Genomic DNA, 19,636 nt, shown 5'->3' with positions numbered 1-19,636 from the left:
TTGAGAGTAGACCTCTCAAAACTAAACAAAGTTTTAACTTGTGTATTCCGTGGTACCTAAGTACCTATCCTTAGAAAGGAGGTGATCCAGCCGCAGGTTCTCCTACGGCTACCTTGTTACGACTTCACCCTAATCATTTGTCCCACCTTAGACGGCTAGCTCCTAAAAGGTTACCCCACCGGCTTTGGGTGTTACAAACTCTCATGGTGTGACGGGCGGTGTGTACAAGGCCCGGGAACGTATTCACCGCGGCATGCTGATCCGCGATTACTAGCGATTCCAGCTTCATGTAGGCGAGTTGCAGCCTACAATCCGAACTGAGATCGGTTTTAAGTGATTTGCTTGCCCTCGCGAGTTCGCAACACGTTGTACCGACCATTGTAGCACGTGTGTAGCCCAGGTCATAAGGGGCATGATGATTTGACGTCGTCCCCACCTTCCTCCGGTTTGTCACCGGCAGTCTCACCAGAGTGCCCAACTTAATGCTGGCAACTGATAATAAGGGTTGCGCTCGTTGCGGGACTTAACCCAACATCTCACGACACGAGCTGACGACAACCATGCACCACCTGTATCCATGTCCCCGAAGGGAAAGACTAATCTCTTAGCTTTTCATGGTATGTCAAGACCTGGTAAGGTTCTTCGCGTTGCTTCGAATTAAACCACATGCTCCACCGCTTGTGCGGGCCCCCGTCAATTCCTTTGAGTTTCAACCTTGCGGTCGTACTCCCCAGGCGGAGTGCTTAATGCGTTAGCTGCAGCACTGAAGGGCGGAAACCCTCCAACACTTAGCACTCATCGTTTACGGCGTGGACTACCAGGGTATCTAATCCTGTTTGCTACCCACGCTTTCGAGCCTCAGCGTCAGTTACAGACCAGAGAGCCGCCTTCGCCACTGGTGTTCTTCCATATATCTACGCATTCCACCGCTACACATGGAGTTCCACTCTCCTCTTCTGCACTCAAGTTTACCGGTTTCCGATGCACTTCCTCGGTTGAGCCGAGGGCTTTCACATCAGACCTAATAAACCGCCTGCACTCGCTTTACGCCCAATGAATCCGGATAACGCTTGCCACCTACGTATTACCGCGGCTGCTGGCACGTAGTTAGCCGTGGCTTTCTGGTTGAATACCGTCAATACATGATCAGTTACTATCACGCATGTTCTTCTTCAACAACAGAGTTTTACGATCCGAAAACCTTCTTCACTCACGCGGCGTTGCTCCATCAGACTTTCGTCCATTGTGGAAGATTCCCTACTGCTGCCTCCCGTAGGAGTTTGGGCCGTGTCTCAGTCCCAATGTGGCCGATTACCCTCTCAGGTCGGCTACGTATCATCGTCTTGGTGAGCCGTTACCTCACCAACTAACTAATACGCCGCGGGTCCATCCTAAAGCGATAGCAGAACCATCTTTCAAACACTCTCCATGTGGAATGTGTTGTTATGCGGTATTAGCACCTGTTTCCAGATGTTATCCCCCACTTTAGGGCAGGTTACCCACGTGTTACTCACCCATCCGCCGCTCACTCAAATGTATCATCACTCAGGTGCAAGCACCTTCATTCAGTTACCAGAGTTCGCTCGACTTGCATGTATTAGGCACGCCGCCAGCGTTCATCCTGAGCCAGGATCAAACTCTCATATTTTGATTGTTTGTGACTCATTTATTATTACTAACGAACTGACTTCGTTATTTATTGCTTTGTTTACCTTAATCTCTTAAGGCCTACACAATTTGCGTTAAAACTTTGTTCAGTTTTCAAAGGTCTACCCACTTGTTAGACATTTATGTGTCTCAACAAGCAACTAGATAATCATAACAACCAAGTTAACTTAAGTCAAGAACTAATTTAAAATAATTTTCTTATCAAACCAACGTTTCTAACATCAATTTGATAAGCGTTGCTGTTAAGCAAGCAACTTTATAAGTATATATAAAGTTCAAAACCAAGTCAAGAACTTTTTTAACTTATTTTCAAACGATTTGATCGTTTGAAACAGATTACTTCGTCGAGCAACTTTTATATCATATCAATTTGAACATATCATGTCAACAATTAATTTTGATATATTTTCAAGCATCTCTCGCTTCGCTTGCGACGCTTGACTTTGTTACTCTCTCGCAACAACAAATAATATCTTACCAATTCACCCAATAGCATGCAAGTGTTTTTTTACATATTTTTCAATTAATTTTCAAACATCCCTTTCATAACTCTAAAAACTGTTATGAATGTACTATGCTCCTGAGATCAAGACTCATTGATTATACCAAAAAAGAGGCTCAAAGCTAAGCTTTGAACCTCTTTTTATTATTTAAGTTCTGGTGCATCGGTTTGATAAAGATCTAGTAACGACTTGTTATCGTTTTGCGCAAGGATACTTGTACCGTTCTTAGTTCTTGCTTCCTTTAACCTCTTCAGAGCCGTGCTCTTCTTATAGGAGTAATCCTTCTTATCTACCTTAGTAAACCCAGCTGGATGATAGAACCTGAGCAGATCGCCATTGATAACACGATCAGATAGCGATAGTTCTGTTGTGACCCTATTGGACATCTTAGCCTTTTCCTGGGCAGAAAGATTCTTATCCACTTTACCATTCTTAGTATTGTAGTAAGTACTTCCGACTTTGGTTACCTTAGGCGAGACGAAGTCCCCATTTCTAAAGGCAACTATTTGCGAGTGTTCTGGTGAGAGTAAATCACTACCAAATTGGATCATATCATTGTCCTTAATACCTAAAAGGTTCAACAATGTTGGTAAGACGTCAATTTCGCCACCATAAGTATGGTTGACTCCACCCTTTAGTCCATCCATATGAACCATAAATGGAACACGTTGATACTGTGCGTTATCAAAATCATTAAAGTTCTTGATGCCAGTTATCTTAGACATCGCCTTCTTATGGTTATCAGAAATACCATAGTGGTCACCATAGAACACGACCATACTATTTTTGTCTAAACCAGTAGCTTTGAGCCAATCCATGAATTCGCCAATAGCTTGATCAAGATAGTGGGCTGTTTGGACATATCCATCAACGGTACTGTCTCCAGTATCAGTCTTAGAGATACTTTGGTTCTTCTTATCCAACGTATATGGATAATGGTTAGTAACAGTAATCAATTTGGCATAGAAAGGTTGTGGCAATTGTTGCACGTATTGTGCTGAATCACGCAAGAAGATCTTATCCTTCATACCATAGCCGACATTGTAGTCTTTCTTCTCTTTGTAATAATTAGAACTGAAGAAATAATCATAGCCCCATGACTTATAAGTGTTGTCACGATTCCAGAAACTTGGAACATCCCCATGGAATGAAGCTGTGGTATAACCTTTTTGATCCAGAATAGCTGGTGCGGCCTGGAAAGTATTACTTGTACCATCGGTAACCATGGCAGCACCTTCTGGTAAACCAAATAACGAGTTTTCAAGCATTAACTCAGCATCGGCAGTCTTACCTTGTCCAACCTGGTTGAAAAAGTTGTCGAAGCTTAGAGTGTCGTTTTCATGATAAATCTTATTTAAATTAGGAGTTACTTCCTGTCCATCCCACTTATAGTCGATCAAATACTGCTGGAAACTCTCCAAGTGAATGACAAAGACATTTTTACCTTTAGCTACGCCGGTGTATTCAGCGTTAGGTGTAGCATAGTTATCCTTCATGTACTTCTTGATTGAATCTAGATCGGAACTCTTAGACTGTGCTTTAACAGCATTAGTCTTTGTGGTCTTGACGACATCATAAACGTTGAACGCATTAAGTCCTAAATATTTAACAATGTAGTTATTGTCAAATGTTCTAGTCAAAAGTCCGGATCTATCGCTTTCAGCCAAAGTTAAATTGGCACCGAATAACAAGACAGCTAAACAAGATACCAAAATAGGAATTCTCCATTTCAGTCGTTTAACATCCATCCGAATAACTTTGAAGGCTAATAATAATATCAAAATAAGTACATCTAAAAAGACGAGAAAGTCAGTTGGTTTAACAATTCCCATGATACTCTTACCAAGGTTGTTGGAGACTGATCCCGAACCTTTGATCAAGATCATTGTTAAGAAATCTGAGAATTCTCGATAATACAGGATATTCGAGAACAACCAGACAGAATCAAGAAAATCAATGATCAGCAAAAAGATATACGATTTGCGACCTTTCATGTACAGTGCTAATCCAAATAGCAATAACATGACCGGTATTGGATTAATTACCATTAAAAAGGTTTGAAGTGATCCCTTTACTCCAAGGTTGAACTTCGTGGTATAAGCATAGACGGTTTTGATCGTATACAGTACGACTGCAAGGATAACAAAGCCAAGTCTAGTGTTTAAAAAATTTGAAAAGCCTTTGATAATACGCTTCATTTATTTTCGCTCCATAATCTTACTTTAGCGTGAAACTTCTTTTTTGTTTAAATTTGGTTTCTTTAATACGCCAATTACCCCAAGAAACATACCAAAGAAGTATGTAATAAATCTCCATAAAAACATAGCTAAAATTAATCCCGAAGCTGATGGAATAAAGCCAGAGAATAAGGCTTTAAAACTAACTTCTGCCCCACCAGTACCACCAGGCACTGGAAAAATAGATGTGATCATAACAATCATAATTTGCATAACGACAACGTCAAGCAAATTAATGTGATGCACATTCAAAGCTAGAAGGACAAAATAGACTACCAAATAATACAGCAGTAGCTGTAGAAAAGTTAATATTGCTGCTTTAATAACCTTTTTTCGTTCCTCTTTTAAAACTAAACTCTCGTTATAAAAACTGTCGATACTTCTATCAGCTGACGCTAAAATTCTATCACGTTTTTCAGGCTTTAGGAAAAATAATACTGGTTTTAAAACTACCTGAACCATACGCTTAGTGAAATTATAATAATACATTATCATTAATAAGAAAGATATAGTAACGACGTGAATGACCAATCCGAAGACGATCATCAGTGCTAGTCCGCCAAAATGTCTAGCAACGCTCTGAAAACTAACGACCATGGCAACAATGAAGTTAATCAATACCATACCTTGATAAATAACGAACTTCATCAATAATACCGAACTGGCACGTCCACCATCGATCTTGGATTGCATCATCCCTAATAGTTGAGCGGGTTGTCCACCAGCAGAAAAAGGCGTGATTGCATTAAAAAGGGCCTGGATCAATGGAATACGATACATTTCCCACCAGCCGAATTTACGATCTTCTTTTTTCTTCAACAGAGTATGGAGCACCCAGGCTTCAACGGCATAAGACAGCAGCATTGAAAGAAAAGCTACTATCAACCAAAAAAAGTTGAGTCCTTTAAACGTGTTCACCATTGATTCAAAATCAATGGATCTAGCTTCCCACCAGAAGATTCCGGCACTTAGACCCAACATTACTAACAGTGCAAATATGTTTTTTCTACTCATTATTTTTCCTGTTTATATATTTTATATTGATCATTATAGAACTTATACCAGATCTCACTCAAATGGTCCTCAGAATAATAACTGGTAGCTTTACGCGATTTCTCTTTAAAATCAGCCAGTATTCCACGATTAGCGCTGGCCTTGCGGATGAAGTCATTCATCTCTTTGCGGTCTTCTGCTGGTTGATAATATCCATCAATAATAGCTTGGTAAAGTTCCAAATTTCTCAATAAGACAGGAGCTCCACAACTAAATGCCTCTAGTACCGACATTGGGAACAATTCATCATATGATGGCAACAAGAAAATATCACAAATATTATAATAGTTTACCAAATCGTTTCTATCAACAATACCTGTGAAAGTCATATTGTCTGGAGCATTGTCGATCATTGACTTATAACGATCATAGCCGTCAGTGATCTTGCCAAATGAAAAGCCACCTGCCCAGACGAACTGAATGTCAGGATTTTCCTGAGCTAACTTGTAGAAATCATCGATTCCCTTACGTTCTTGGACCTGTCCATCTCCAAAAACAACAAACTTATCCTCAGGAATACCAATTTTTTTACGAAAAGCACGTTTTTCTTCGTCAGTTTTTTCGTAGAAATTCTTGGTTGAAACAAAGTTAGGAATATATTTGATTTTATCGCGCACTAAACCATGTGCCACCAACTTGTCGATAAACGTAGGATTAACTACAACAATTTGATCCATGCGTTTATAGAAACTAATGACATATTTGTAAAAAATACTCCGGAAAGGTTTTGGAAGTTTGATACTACCTTCTAAAGTTTCCGGTAAAAAGTGAACATAGCCAATTTTGCGTCCACGTTTTTTTGAGAAAGTTGACAAATAAAACGTTGGATTGATCGTGTGGTAGTGACTTAGATCTGAACGAGAGTATTTATTGATCTGAATATCAAAGTCCTTTTGGAAACGACTTTTTAATAAGTTGATCAATTCTATATAGGCACTACCGACACCTTGTCCGGCCACCTTATCGGCAGTCGAGAACATGGTAATTTTAATCATTTGAATACTCCTCTGGATCGATAGATGAATTAGATAATTTCTCACGCACAAAGTATTCTTGTGCATTGTGATAAAAACTAATAATTGAATCGCCAAATTTATCCGATGAAATATTATACAAGATACGTTGACGAGCATCCCGATCATCGAATGACTTTGGATGGTCTAGGTACGCCGTGATTTTGGGTACCAATTGGTCATCCTCGTTAAATGTGACTCCAACTGAAGGATCTGATAATAACTGATCAGTGTATGGTGCACTTCTGACCACGATCTTTAGACCTGATGCGATTGCCTCAATATAAGTCAATCCTTGAGATTCAGTATCAGAAGAAGAAACGAAGATATTCGCCATATGGTAATAAGGCGAGATTTTATCATGCTCAACTTCCCCAGTAAAAATCACGCTATCATCAATTTTGAGATCTTTAGACATTTGGACTAATTCATCCATGTCAGGACCACCACCAACAATAACTAGTTTTAACTCAGGATTGTACTTCAAAAGTTCAGGCATGCTCCTCAAAACATGGTCGATCTTCTTTTCTAAGGCAATTCGACTAAGCATCAAAATTACTGGCGTATCTTCAGAAATACCCAGTTTTTCACGTACATCTGAAGTGTCGACTGGCTTAGTATATTCTGAAAGATCAACCCCAGTAGGAATAATTGTGATTGGTGCTTCGATCTTGTAGCGATCTAAAGTCGCCTTAACTTGCTTACTTGGAGCAACCACTCCAGAAGCATTTTTAATAAACATTCGTGACATTTGCTTTACGTGATAAGGCTTCAATAAATGGCCATTTAAAACGTAATGCAAATAATCTTCATACATAGTGTGATACGTATGAACGAATGGTATTTTTAATTGTTTAGCAACAAATTTTCCGATAAGACCCAAAGAAAACTCTGTTTGGGTATGAATGATATCAAGTTTTAATTCTTTAGCCAGATCAACAGCATGAAACATTCCTCTGATAGCAATCCTACGATCAGTAAAAGAAATAAACGGAACGCTGCCTAATCTAAAAATATTAGGTTCAATTGTTTTTTTGGAAACACTTGGATCAGTCGTTGTAAAAATATAAACTGAATGCCCTTTTCGTTCCAAATCATTTTTCAAGGTTTGAATTGATGTGGCAACTCCACTAACTTGAGGGAAATATGTATCGGTAAAAATTCCGATATTCATGAAAACATCTCCTCATAACTTTATATTGAAGATTATAACAAAAAAGGGAGACCGATATCTCCCAATCTAACTCTTATTTGATTATTCGAGCAAAATTCTTATTTTTCATAAGGAAGTAAAAAATCACTATTCCTAGTAATACTACTAGCAATTCACCAATAAAGACCGAGAATGCCGTAGCCCAAAATGGCAGTTGAGAAACAAAATACAACTCTGCACCAACAATAAGTCCATTCACTACAGCGCAGATTATCGATACTAACCAAATAAGGCTCATCTTGTTGGCAATCAAAACAATCAGTCCGCAAGCAATTGCTGTTGCAAGTGTTCCGAAGATCAAATCAGCAGCACCTAGTGCTGGACTGAAGATATTTGAGATCAAACATCCAATGATCATCGACCAACTAAACTTGGGATTGAAAAATACCATTAACATCAAAACCTCTGATACTCGAAACTGAATTGCTCCAAAAGCTAGAGCTGAAATGCCAGGCGTCAACGTTAGGGCAACATACAATGCTGCGACGATTGCTAAACGTGTGATATCTCTTATTTTTAAACTATGCATATACTTTCCTTTCACTGTTTTGTTAGGACAGGTTACCAGTGCAAACTGCCAATTTATTATGTTAACTTGTTTCGAATACTTGTGCAATAGGTATATCCAGGTTAAATCTGAATTTAATGATAAATGATTGCAAAAAAAAGAAGAGATTCAGCATCTCTTCTTATTAAATCTTAGGCAATAAGTCACGTTCACTCAACATCGTATCAATTTGTTTCAAGACGATTTGGAGGTCGTCTTTATTTTCAACATAGTCCAATTGATCGCCATTGATCTTCATCTTAGGACTATAGTCATATTCATCATACCAGTCATCATAGCGAGATAACAATTCATGATAATACTCAACTAAACTAGGATCTTGATCGATTTGTTCATAGTCACGGCCACGCTTTTGGATACGCTTGATCATCGTGTCATACGAAATATCAATATGGATCAATAGATCAGGAGCTTTCTTTTCAGCTGCAAATGGCAATTCTTGCATCATATTTTCGAGCAATTCGTCATATACTTTAACTTCTTCTTGAGTTGCACGTCCCATGTCAGCATTCATGTGGAAGAACAATGAATCCTCATAAATTGAACGGTCCAAAACATTGTTGTCATCAGCCATTGCTTGCTTAATTGACTCAAAGCGTTTGTTTAAAAAGTAGATTTGTAATAGAAATGCATATTGTTTAGGATCCTTATAAAATAGTGGCAAGACAGGATTATCATCTACTTGTTCATAGAAGGCCTCTGTTCCTAAATGTTTTGACAAAATTGTTGCCAGTGTACTTTTACCAGCACCAATTGTGCCGCTTAATACGATCATCATTATATTCCTCCATCCGATCTTTAAAAAAATCAACAGATAATATCTTACCACTTGGCCTATATGTTGTATACAAGAAATAAAGATAAACTATATCTAGTATTAATGGAAGGTTTAAGAAAAGCTATACCCGGCGATTTCTGGAAGAAATTTTTTTTAAAAGAAGGCAAAAAAAATCCTCACCCATTCGGTGAGGATTTTCTCGTCAATTCCCTTTTTCGTTCCAGTGAATATAATACCAATACTATATAACATTGGTATTACAAATCTGTTTCTTTATAACTTTTTTAATCGAGTTTAAAAATTAATTAAATACTAAAGAAATTATTAATAAATGTTCAAGCAGGCTTAGAAGGCACCGCCACCAGAACCTCCGCCAAATCCGCCAGAGCTTCCACCGGAAAATCCACCTGATCCAAAACCGCTAGAATTAGACGAATTTGAATTTACGCTTCGTTCAAATGCATCGTATGAGCTGTTGACTGCAGAACCAAAGTTATTATTACTATCTAGACTCCCTAGTCCGTAATAATAGTAACCAATAAGTGGAACTGTCATTACTTCAGCACCAAAACTAACTTTAAGTGCATCAATAACTTTCTTCGAGATACCAAACGCTGCAGCATACGGCAGGATCTGTTCCCAGAGAATCAAATCACCTACTTCAGCAACTTTGATGTCATTAATATCGCGAAGCATCCGTCTAAAGCCTTGCAATTCATTGGCCGTGTCAGCACCAAATTGCGTATATATTGAAACATTATGATCAACATATACTTTTAATCCAGCTGAAAATGCAATCACAATAAGTCCAATGATCAATGACGGTATAAACATGCTTGACATTAAGATACTCATTAACAAGACAAATAGCACAGAAATAATTATCGTCAAATACATCGACCAATTAACACTCTTTACTAAGCTTTCATTTTGTTCACTGAAGTATTTCTTTCGCTCATCATCGTGACGATCTTGCCAAAGATTAAATTGATAATTCAGATCTTCACTCTTAGTTTTTTTAATTTGTTTGATTGAAACTTTGCTACCATCACCGATTTTATCAATCAAAAATTTGAAAAATGGATTTAAATGGTCAGATGATTTTTCAATCTGATATGTTTTGCCATCTGGCAATATTTTGAGGTTCTTTTCAAATACCTCATACATCATATCGCCAGTTAAGCCCTGATAATCCGCCTTAGCCGCTTTTTTTACAATCAAACGTGCCATACTAGGCTTCATGTTAGGAATTTCAAACCAATGATGGATCGGGATTGGTTTTGTGATCTTGGTATCTGGATTCTTACGCCATTTGATAAAGATCACCAAATAAATCACAAACACGATTATTATGAAAATCGGAATAATCGCATAAACCTTCATTTTATTGACTGCGCGTTGATGATTGGCTTCATCAGCCAGTTTCTTCTCTTGCTTAATGATCGAAGCTTTCCTTTTTTCGTGAACGACGTTTTTGTTAGTGTTAGTAATCTTGGTTGGGAAAATCATATGTGTCTCTACGAATTGATTTTCAGGTAAATTATCGACAGTTAACGTCACGCGTCCGTTTTCGTAATCTACCTTGTTATAACCATCCAAAGGACCGTGTGCCCACGCTCTTAGCTGCTTAATGTTGTCTTCAGGTAACTTAATTTGAATCTTTGCATGATTGATTTCTTGATCCCATCCAGAACCAATTACTTTCCAATTAAGTTCAGCCGTATCTTGATAATTTGTAACTACTCCATGAAGTTTGTATTTATAGATAAACGTCGCATGGGTATCGTAAACAGCATGGTATATCTTGATTTTTTTGATTTTCCCATTATTGGTTAAAGTATAACTGTTGTTACTCTCATCATTAGCCGGCAATACAGGCGTGTTGTCACCGTCTTGAGTGACAGACACATTTAAATTGGACATACCCTTAATCCCATTGGTATCCATATTGTAATAGACACCGTGAAAGTCGCCATCAAAGTCATAAGTGATCTTTTGAGTAACGTCGGCATTACCATTTTTTAAAACATTGACGTCCATTTGATAATTGGTAATCTCATATGAATCATCTGCAGATGCAACGTTTGAGAACATCATAAACGCGACAAACGCAGCGAAAAAACTTACCAACAATAACTTGATTTTTTTCATATTATCCCCTTAAATTCTCCTCAGATACATTAATTATACCGGAACAAAAAAAGACAACCTACAAATTGTAAGTTGTCTTAATGGAATAATTGCTAAATCAATTATACCGGTGATCGGGGTCGAAACAGTTGATACATCAAGCATTCAAGCTATTTAGTGTGCCACCTATGTGCTAATGTGCGTTCTAATCTCTACCATTATATAGTGTTTATTTTATGCACTTTATTTTTCCACGGTAATTCCCACCACTTTTCTCGTAATTTATTAAGAACCAAAACTAGGAGGAAACAACATGAATGATTTAATTTTAGTACATGAAAGCTACTTGATAGACTTGCCCGATTTCTTAAAAGAATTTCTAATTGATCATAGCACGTGGAATGAAGATGGATACTATTTAATTAACGATAGAGATATGTTTGCAGCACTCACATTAATACAATAAAAAAAGACCCACATCTAAATTAATAGATGTGAGTTGTTATAATTTTGCAAATAAAAAAAGCCCTACTTGACAAAGGCAAATGACAAGCTAGGCTTCTACTAGAACGGCAAGACTACTGAGCGTTGTAGTCAAGAGATACGAAACATTCAAAGCTTAATACAATTTTTTGTTACACATTGATTCGAGTTGTTCACATTTGGCATAGCTATCATTGCCGAGTTATTAATCGCAATTTTTATTCATTAGTCAGCAGTGCGGCAGATGTGGGATTGAGCCCCCGCATCTGCTTTTTTTGTGTTTACACAATAACACATACTTTAATTTATATCCAATAAAAAAACCAAACCTAATTTAATAGGTATGATTAATTCAATATTACTTTTCAGACTTCTTGTTAATTTTTTCAGCAACCTTATCAACAATATTGTCGGCTTTTTCTTTGGCTTGTCCAACCTTTTCTTGAATCTTACCTTTTAGCTCTTTCTTATCATCGTCAGTTGCTTTTCCAACTGTCTCATTAGTTTTTCCTTTAATCATATCTTTTTTGCTATCAGTACTCATATTAACATCTCCTTTTGAATATATTCTTAATGAACCTTTTTTTGCAATTCATCGCCAGCTTTATCAATACCTTTAGCAGCAACAATAGTTCCTCCTATAAGTACACCTCCAACGATCAATGTACTAACAGCCATAAAAGCAAAAACATTCTTTAATATACCCATGATGTGATCCTCCTCAAGCTTTTTTTCTTACTATGAAGGATACAATCAATACAAGAATGATTGCTCCAATCAACGATGGAACGATTGCCATTCCTGCAAGTTGCGGACCCCATGATCCTAATATTCCTTCACCAATGAAGGATCCCACAATACCAGCTATTATGTTAGCAATCCAGCCCATAGATTCTCCTCTATTGGTAACTGCGCCAGCGATTGCACCAATAACTGCACCTACTATTAGAACCCATAACCAATGCATAAAATCACTCCTTTTTATATTTATAATTAGATGTTAATATATTGAAATCATTTTTGCAAGTTATACGCAAAAAAAGCCCACACCTAATTTAATAGATGTGGGTCTTTTTTTGTATTACTATTTATTTCCGCCACCGATTGTGTAGAAGGCATCGATGTACTGGTCAGTAGATACTTGGAAACATAATCTACCATTAATTACACGTACGCCTTTATCATCAGAGAGCCATTTTGATTGGTCACTGAATGTCTTTTCACTACCCTTGTATTCTTCGCTCTTGCTATTGATAGCTGTAATACCAGCAATCGCGTTAATCGTGATAATCCCTGCTTGGTCCGTGTACTTCTTAGGGATATATTCATCCGTCGAGACCTGGTACATTGGCAAGCCATTAATCATTTTAATGTTTGCGGTTTTCCATGAGGTGTCATTTCTAAATGTTGAATTAGAACCAGGAACAATTTTTCCTTTAGAATTCCATGCAGCAATTCCCGTTGCAGGTCCGTTTTTGACCGTAACAACGTCTCTGCAGACTGTTGGTTGAGATTCATCTATTCCGTACATCAAATCATGTGATAACTGTTGTCGAGTAATCCCCCAACTTGATAAATATCCATAAGGGTCTTGATGATCTCCACCATAATTATTAGTAATCCATTGGTGAGTCTTTACACCTTTAGTTCCTGCATATCCCTCATCTAATGTGAGTGGAATACCATATTGATTTGCATAGTACCTAGCTAAATTTATATAGGTTCTATAATCATTATTAAACGTTGCTTTATCTGCAGTCCTTGCTAGTTCGATTTGAACAGGGGAATACGGATTGCCACTCAATGCTGCCCAAGCTACATAACCTGGTTCACCAATTTGATAGACCTGACCCCCGCCTCCAACAAAAAATGTTGAATAAGCGTTGTTATAATTGTTCTTCATATATTGCACTTCATGCAATACAGCATTTGGATCATAAATGTCGTTCTGGTTTCCAGATTCGTGAAGAATTATATACCACGGATAGGCCGTTCTGCTATCACCTTCATAGGTGCCCAACTGATAATCATAATTAATATTAACGTTATCTGCTTTAACTTCATTTGCATAAATAAAAAGACCTACTGCAACAAGCAGTAAGCCCAAAAGGCTAACTATTTTCTTTTTCATCTGTTCCTCCATTGGATGTATCGTAAATAATTCCTAACAATCCTCCGAGTGCCAATAACGAATTAACTACATTCATTATTTCTGTGTCTAACCCATCTGGCATCTCAACACCAAACATCTTCAGCACTTGTTGAATTAAAACTAAAACAATTGATACAACCGATACCCACCAAACCTTTGAGTGGTAATCAATTGTAAGGTTGCTTTTAAGATTTTCCATTTGTTAATTCCTTCTTAATATGTCTAATTTCATCTCTCATGTTTTTATTATCTGCACGTAGATCTTTTAACTCTTCTTTTAAGTTATTGATCTCAATTTGCAAGTTACTGTTCTCAATTCTTAATGACTCATTGTCTTTAACGCCTTTTTTTATTTCTCTGGACAAATCTATATCATTTCCTCTGCGTTCTAATTTAGCCGCCGCATAACCAAGGACACTTCCAACAATAGGTGCAATAATACTCACAAAATCCTTCATTTCTCACGCTCCCTATTGTTACCTATTCTAGAAGTTTCAAAAACCAGCGCCGCCATAAAAATGGTCAGTGGCAGGCCTAAGGAAAACATTCTATTTGAGATATCAAACGCCAATAATCCTATCGAAAAGGTGACCCATACAAACATTAATGATGCTGATCTTAGTGGTTTCGCCCAAAGCTGGCTCAAATTCCACAAGGAAACGATTAGAGAATATGTCGCAATTATTATTTCAACAACCATTATCGTTGGATCCTGTAGATGTCTGAAGATACCAAAAGGTGATATTAATGAATCAAATCCATGCGGAACAGTATACGTAAAATAAGAGAGTCCATAAGTTGCCATGGATATCCAAATCCAAACGTAATTTCTACGGTAATGTCTTCTAAAATGATCTATTTTTTCTTTCATATATGTCCACCGCTATACCGTATCTCTTTGATCTACATATTCATTTGTAGAAATCCTTAAGCCATCAATGGTGTTACCATTATTATCAATACCACTAATAGAAGCGTCTACATGGAAAGTGCCACTAATTGATCTAGAAACATTTTGTAGACAATCATTATATAATCTTGGATTTGAGGCTGAAATAGTTACATCATTATAATTACCCTTGATAACTTTAGTCACATCATAAGCTTTGATCCATTCATCAGTTGAAATTTGATAATAGTCTTCTCCGTTATAAGTTCCATAGTGTGACGCCTGGAAATCTTGTCCTGCTGATATCGTTCTGCCAGACACTCCTGATTTACTAATAACTTTTGAATCTCTAATAACACCAACTTTTTCCAGGTTAGAACTAGTTGCGTTTATTCCAGTAATAACAGTTGTACCAGTATTTCCTCCGCTATTTCCAGTTGTCGTATCACGACTATCAATATATTCATTTGTAGAAATTCTATATGCTGTAATATCTCCATAAGTCATAACCATATCAGCAGGATATGGGACTACAGTTAGAGATCTGGATACATCCTTGCCACAGCTATTATAAAGACGTGGTGATGTCGAAGAAGGTGTAACTGTAATAATCTTTGGTGTTACATACGTCACCTCATTTGAATACACCCATTCGTCTGTGGATACACGATAGACAGTTTTATTGTTTAAAATAGCTGAGGTATCGGTTCCAAAAGTTTCTCCACTATCTAAAGTACGTGAAACGGTCCCATTTCCAAGGTATGCAGTTACTGTACTTGGTATACCAACGAAAGAACCTGATGGTAATGACTGTTTATTAGTAACTTCTCCATCGCCGTTCAACTTCTTTAGCATTGCATCGATTTCGTCTCTAGTATAATAATTTAATAATTGATCTTTAGTTACTATGTTATTCTTAGCAATCTGATCTGTAATATTATCGATGGCTTGCTTCAATCCATCATATTTATCCGTTGCTTCTTTTGAAATATCATTAAAGTAATTGATTGTGTTTTTTACTTTTTCATCGACTTGAGAACTAAAAGGATCGCTGCCAATGTTCAAATTATAAAAATCGTTAGGTAAAACGTCTAAATTAAAATTGATTGTCGCAATAACTTGATCCTTGTTCTTAACCTCAATTACACAGCGTTTGTACTGTCCAGCAGTTGCCATCACCTGTGAACTTAATGCAATCACTACTCTTCCTGTTTGCCATGTATCGCTTTGGTCTGCAGAAATCACTTTAATCTTATCTCCAGCATCTAAGCCATACAGTGTTACAGATGAGTTGTCCTTGTCTAACTGATGAGGTTGGTTGCCATCATAAAACCATAACTTCAATTGTGGGCCATTTTCACCCTGTCTAAATCGCTTATTAAATGAATATGTAACTAGGTCTACTTTATTTAAATCAATTTTGATATATCCATCTTTAGTGATATCAGGAGTTACTGGTAACCAAGTATCTTGATCCAAGATATCTTTAATATTTTCGTCCATTTATTTTTCCTCCTTGTAAATAAAAAGACTGGTATCAAGTTCGTTAATAAAATCATCAACGGCTTGCCAGTCTTTATTAAATATTTCTATATATGTTTCGTTTAACTCTAATTGCTTAGGTATTTCTAGATAAATATGTTTGAACTCATCATGAGTCACTAAATTAGCAACTCCTGCTTTGTTTAACATATCTACTGTATTATTCAACAATTCATTTAATAAATGATAATCATCGTACAAATTATTGTATAATTTGACATCATCAAAACTATTAACTAACTTTTTAAAGCTTGGTGTATAACTTCTATCAGTCATATATAAGCTCTGCAATAACTTATATACACTGCTAATATTATTAGAAATCTCGGTAAAGTTTTCATCATTATCATTTAGAAAATTAATATATGAGGTGTCTTCAGTAATTTTTATCATGCTATGTAATAACTCCCGTAAATATTATAAGTTCTAGTTGAATCAAAAAAATCACTAGACCTAAGATAAAATTTTTCGCTATCCATAACAAATGATCCAGTCCGATCAGATCCTAACGACGAATCAAATCCTTGCCCAGTGAAAATCATTGCCTTATTTCTTGAAAACATAGATAGATCAGGCAAATATCCTTTCGGAATCTCAAAGATAGCCTGTTCCTCTGTAGCACCTGAACTAATTAATACCTGAAAAACCACTAGCTTATCAAGTTTTGTTAAGGTTGCTTGCCCTTTCCAACCGTTTAAGAAACTTTTTATAACAGTTGTTTCAGGACTAAAACCACCTTTGCTCATTATTGCAGAATCAGTTTCGGTTTTTGTATAGTAATTATCTAATTTCTCAGTAATAGCGTCATTTATAACATCAATCGTTTCAACTTTTGTAAGATATTGGCTTAGATCTGTAGTATTCCCATTTGATTGAGCAATTTTATTGTCAACAGTGGTTTTATCATAATAATCACTCATATCAGGCTTGTACTCTTTAATTGCATCAGATATTGCAGTTTTCATTTCATCAGTAGTCGAGTAATTAGAAAAATCTACGGATGAAATTTGTTTAATTAGTTCATCCACATCGGCCTTTGTATAGTAGTTAGATAAATCCGTTTTAGGAATTTTTTCGATGATACTGTCAATTTGTTCTTTGGTATAGTAATCACTTAAATCGGTTCCGGTTGCCATAAGCTCTTTAACTTCCTCCTTCGTATAATAATCTTTTAAAGAATCCTTGATCGAATCAGAAAGTAATTGTTTAATTTCTTCCTTAGTAAAATAATCGGTGAGATCAATATTTGTACTAGTGCCTTTAATTAGGCTGTTTACGAAATTTGTTAATCCCTCAACAGAATCATCATCAGCGTGAGTTTTTGCATAAGCCTTATTGCCCTCGAAATCAGAGAGTTGCATGATTTTTGTCATTTAACCTCACCTACTTCCCATAACTTATTACTTTGATTGGAATCGGAAGAATTACTATTAGTAATATTGCTGATCTTAGAATCAATTAAATTAGTAATTGTGTTCTTTGTACTATTTTCAAGGTCAAAGTAAGTCTGAACCGTATTGTTAAAAGTAATTTGCTTGACCTGCTCAAAGTTGAGTAAGGCCTTTTTTATTCCCACAACTGTAACATTAGTATCTAAGTTCAACGGTTGAACTTTTAACAGAACACTTTCACCTTTTAGAAAATCATCGTCTCCATAATAGGTAGAAGTTAATGTAATTGCTGGTTCGGATTTCATCTGCGATAGTGCTGACTTCTTAGCATCATCAGCGTTCTGTGATTTGTCGTCATTGATATCTTAGCTTTTTCTCCGAAACGAGCAATAGAATCCTCATCTCGCACCTCAAAAGGTGGAAAAATATACTCAGGCTTAGTCTCAGAGTCATTATTCTGAGAACTGTCACTACTATTACTATCAGTCTCTGAGTTGTTAGTAGTATCGCCAGATTTACTAGTATCCTTTTGGCCTGGATAAACCATGGCAATATTTTGCAATTCCGTGGTGTCGGCAGATAATTTAACATCTGACGTATCGTGATAGTAATGAATCACTCTACCGTTATCCTTTTTAAATTCGGATTCGGACCATATATCGATATGCCTATTATCAAATGTATAAACTGCCCCTTTCCATGAATCAGTAATTTTACTCAACACATCCTTTAAAGAACATTTGCCCATGTTGTCAAATTGAACTGGTTGAAAATCTCCATGGATTTCGTAAGTAAATCCAACAGCGTTTCGACCATTCTTAGTGACATAATCAAACAACCCTTTAGGTGTAAATCCAAATGAACCATTCATACTTTCGTTGGTTCGAATATAAGTGCATTCATAACCAATGTGTGTGGCTTTAACATCTATAGTATGTGTTGAACCTGATAGTGTTGGTTCAGATGTTTTGATCACGAATTCTTGATCATCTGCGATTATATGATTCTCGTTAGTAAGTAGGTTAAAAGCTAACGAATGATCATCAAAAGCTGTAAATGACAATTCATAGTTGCTATTTTTTTCCCAATCAATGATAAAAGTTTCAGGTTCGATACAATTATTTAACAATTCTTCGTACTTACCGGTACGTTCTTTAACTAATATTTTTTCAGTCATTAGAAATATAAAAACGGAAAGCTAAATGTTATATCTGGATTGTCTAACCCAGATACAGTGAAATGATTATTTCCCTTGACCAGACTGATTGTTCCGTGGTCAGTATCAATGCCACAAGACGTATCATCTAAAAATGGATTGATACCATTAATAGTCAGTGTTTGGCTCTCCGTTAGTCCTTTCTTATAAGTAAAAACTTCATTTGAAGTAGTATTAGTTAAAATCATATTATTTCCTGTACCGGTAATTTTAATCACCAAATCATGTCGTTGTTCCAATGGTTGGATATCAACATCACTTGGGTTGTAAACATTAAAGTCATTAGATTTAAAATGATATGAGAAATCTTTGTCTCTTGGAAGGTTTAATCCTATTTGGTAATTTCCATTGAGTTTAAATATCTCATCTGAATTAACAATCGATTGTCTAAAACCTGACAAATTATTAAACGTGACTGAAAAGCTTTTTTCTGCATAGTCCACTCTTGTCATTGTAAATGGTTGCGGATAGCAATAAACCACCAAAGCTGGACTGACCGAACTCCGTAATCTCATTACCGCACGACTTGAAAACAGATCATAAATTTTATGTTCTAAAAGATCGAGCTCATATACATTTCGAGCATTTATTAAAAAATCAGCTTGAACTGTTGTGGCGTCATAAGTAATGGCACCTTGTTGTATCTGACCATCAATACCTGTTGGAGTATATGTATTCATCTTGGGCTTAGGAGTACCATTAACTAGACTCAAAAAGGCAAACTGATGATTGGCAGTAATTGCAATCTCTGGTTCGCCTTGTTTTTTTATGTATAATGTCTGCATATTAGATTCTTGCAT

Annotated in this window: 21 protein-coding genes and 1 rRNA gene; 1 reads left to right on the top strand and 21 read right to left on the bottom strand. The window is 36.5% G+C overall.

All coding sequences use genetic code 11. The annotated features are described in order from the left end of the window. Positions 1-74: 74 nt before the first annotated feature. From LKF16_RS13030 to LKF16_RS12995, 8 genes are all read right to left on the bottom strand, one after another. A 16S ribosomal RNA gene (locus LKF16_RS13030) occupies positions 75-1,648 on the bottom strand. Between the two features lie 666 nt (positions 1,649-2,314). Beyond that, a complete protein-coding gene (locus LKF16_RS13025) occupies positions 2,315-4,369 on the bottom strand; it encodes an LTA synthase family protein (RefSeq protein WP_291711724.1) in 2,055 nt (684 codons plus the stop codon). Between the two features lie 24 nt (positions 4,370-4,393). After that, positions 4,394-5,422: a lysylphosphatidylglycerol synthase transmembrane domain-containing protein gene (locus LKF16_RS13020; RefSeq protein ID WP_291711727.1), complete on the bottom strand. Its 1,029-nt coding sequence runs from the start codon at positions 5,420-5,422 to the stop codon at positions 4,394-4,396. Next, positions 5,422-6,456: a glycosyltransferase family 4 protein gene (locus tag LKF16_RS13015; protein ID WP_291711729.1), complete on the bottom strand. Its 1,035-nt coding sequence runs from the start codon at positions 6,454-6,456 to the stop codon at positions 5,422-5,424. The genes LKF16_RS13020 and LKF16_RS13015 overlap by 1 nt, the downstream gene beginning before the upstream one ends. Further along, on the bottom strand, positions 6,449-7,648 hold the full coding sequence (locus LKF16_RS13010; RefSeq protein WP_291711732.1) for a glycosyltransferase family 4 protein: 1,200 nt from the start codon (positions 7,646-7,648) through the stop codon (positions 6,449-6,451). Before LKF16_RS13010 ends, LKF16_RS13015 begins: the two co-directional genes overlap by 8 nt. A gap of 73 nt (positions 7,649-7,721) precedes the next feature. After that, on the bottom strand, positions 7,722-8,216 hold the full coding sequence (locus LKF16_RS13005; protein WP_291711735.1) for a QueT transporter family protein: 495 nt from the start codon (positions 8,214-8,216) through the stop codon (positions 7,722-7,724). A gap of 163 nt (positions 8,217-8,379) precedes the next feature. Then, positions 8,380-9,030 carry a deoxynucleoside kinase gene (locus LKF16_RS13000; protein WP_291712467.1) on the bottom strand — a complete coding sequence of 217 codons (651 nt, stop codon included), beginning with the start codon at positions 9,028-9,030 and terminating at the stop codon, positions 8,380-8,382. 348 nt (positions 9,031-9,378) lie between these two features. Then, entirely contained in the window at positions 9,379-11,184 is a 1,806-nt protein-coding gene (locus LKF16_RS12995; RefSeq protein WP_291711737.1) for a DUF2207 domain-containing protein, read from the bottom strand. A 292-nt stretch (positions 11,185-11,476) separates the two neighbouring features. Between LKF16_RS12995 and LKF16_RS12990 the strand changes: the two genes are divergently transcribed. Continuing rightward, positions 11,477-11,629, top strand: coding sequence for a hypothetical protein (locus tag LKF16_RS12990; RefSeq protein WP_291711741.1), 153 nt, complete (start codon positions 11,477-11,479; stop codon positions 11,627-11,629). A 375-nt stretch (positions 11,630-12,004) separates the two neighbouring features. Here the strand turns inward: LKF16_RS12990 and LKF16_RS12985 are convergent, their stop codons facing one another. From LKF16_RS12985 to LKF16_RS12925, 13 genes are all read right to left on the bottom strand, one after another. Then, positions 12,005-12,190 (bottom strand): CsbD family protein, encoded by a 186-nt coding sequence (locus tag LKF16_RS12985; RefSeq protein ID WP_125711789.1) that lies wholly within the window; start codon positions 12,188-12,190, stop codon positions 12,005-12,007. 26 nt (positions 12,191-12,216) lie between these two features. Continuing rightward, positions 12,217-12,354 (bottom strand): hypothetical protein, encoded by a 138-nt coding sequence (locus tag LKF16_RS12980; RefSeq protein WP_010019306.1) that lies wholly within the window; start codon positions 12,352-12,354, stop codon positions 12,217-12,219. A 13-nt stretch (positions 12,355-12,367) separates the two neighbouring features. Continuing rightward, a complete protein-coding gene (locus LKF16_RS12975) occupies positions 12,368-12,613 on the bottom strand; it encodes a GlsB/YeaQ/YmgE family stress response membrane protein (RefSeq protein ID WP_291711753.1) in 246 nt (81 codons plus the stop codon). 117 nt (positions 12,614-12,730) lie between these two features. After that, the gene (locus LKF16_RS12970; protein WP_291711757.1) at positions 12,731-13,777 is read right to left on the bottom strand and encodes a peptidoglycan recognition protein family protein; all 1,047 of its coding nucleotides are present in this window, start codon (positions 13,775-13,777) and stop codon (positions 12,731-12,733) included. Continuing rightward, positions 13,758-13,997, bottom strand: a complete 240-nt coding sequence (locus LKF16_RS12965) for a phage holin (protein ID WP_291711760.1) — start codon at positions 13,995-13,997, stop codon at positions 13,758-13,760. The genes LKF16_RS12970 and LKF16_RS12965 overlap by 20 nt, the downstream gene beginning before the upstream one ends. Then, positions 13,984-14,256, bottom strand: a complete 273-nt coding sequence (locus LKF16_RS12960) for a hypothetical protein (RefSeq protein ID WP_291711763.1) — start codon at positions 14,254-14,256, stop codon at positions 13,984-13,986. Before LKF16_RS12960 ends, LKF16_RS12965 begins: the two co-directional genes overlap by 14 nt. Beyond that, positions 14,253-14,669: a hypothetical protein gene (locus tag LKF16_RS12955; protein WP_291711767.1), complete on the bottom strand. Its 417-nt coding sequence runs from the start codon at positions 14,667-14,669 to the stop codon at positions 14,253-14,255. Before LKF16_RS12955 ends, LKF16_RS12960 begins: the two co-directional genes overlap by 4 nt. Positions 14,670-14,681: 12 nt before the next feature. Next, a complete protein-coding gene (locus LKF16_RS12950) occupies positions 14,682-16,190 on the bottom strand; it encodes a BppU family phage baseplate upper protein (protein ID WP_291711770.1) in 1,509 nt (502 codons plus the stop codon). Further along, entirely contained in the window at positions 16,191-16,622 is a 432-nt protein-coding gene (locus LKF16_RS12945) for a hypothetical protein (protein ID WP_291711774.1), read from the bottom strand. It lies immediately after the preceding gene. Continuing rightward, positions 16,619-17,602, bottom strand: a complete 984-nt coding sequence (locus LKF16_RS12940) for a hypothetical protein (RefSeq protein ID WP_291711778.1) — start codon at positions 17,600-17,602, stop codon at positions 16,619-16,621. The genes LKF16_RS12945 and LKF16_RS12940 overlap by 4 nt, the downstream gene beginning before the upstream one ends. Continuing rightward, on the bottom strand, positions 17,599-17,925 hold the full coding sequence (locus LKF16_RS12935) for a phage tail protein (RefSeq protein WP_291711781.1): 327 nt from the start codon (positions 17,923-17,925) through the stop codon (positions 17,599-17,601). Before LKF16_RS12935 ends, LKF16_RS12940 begins: the two co-directional genes overlap by 4 nt. Continuing rightward, positions 17,922-18,797 (bottom strand): prophage endopeptidase tail family protein, encoded by an 876-nt coding sequence (locus tag LKF16_RS12930; protein WP_291711783.1) that lies wholly within the window; start codon positions 18,795-18,797, stop codon positions 17,922-17,924. Before LKF16_RS12930 ends, LKF16_RS12935 begins: the two co-directional genes overlap by 4 nt. Beyond that, on the bottom strand, positions 18,797-19,636 hold the full coding sequence (locus LKF16_RS12925; RefSeq protein ID WP_291711786.1) for a phage tail domain-containing protein: 840 nt from the start codon (positions 19,634-19,636) through the stop codon (positions 18,797-18,799). Before LKF16_RS12925 ends, LKF16_RS12930 begins: the two co-directional genes overlap by 1 nt.

The sequence above is a fragment of the Companilactobacillus sp. genome (assembly GCF_022484265.1).
Lineage (GTDB): Bacteria > Bacillota > Bacilli > Lactobacillales > Lactobacillaceae > Companilactobacillus.
Note: the sequence above shows the minus strand (reverse complement) of the source record. Positions and strands in the feature narration are given on the sequence as shown.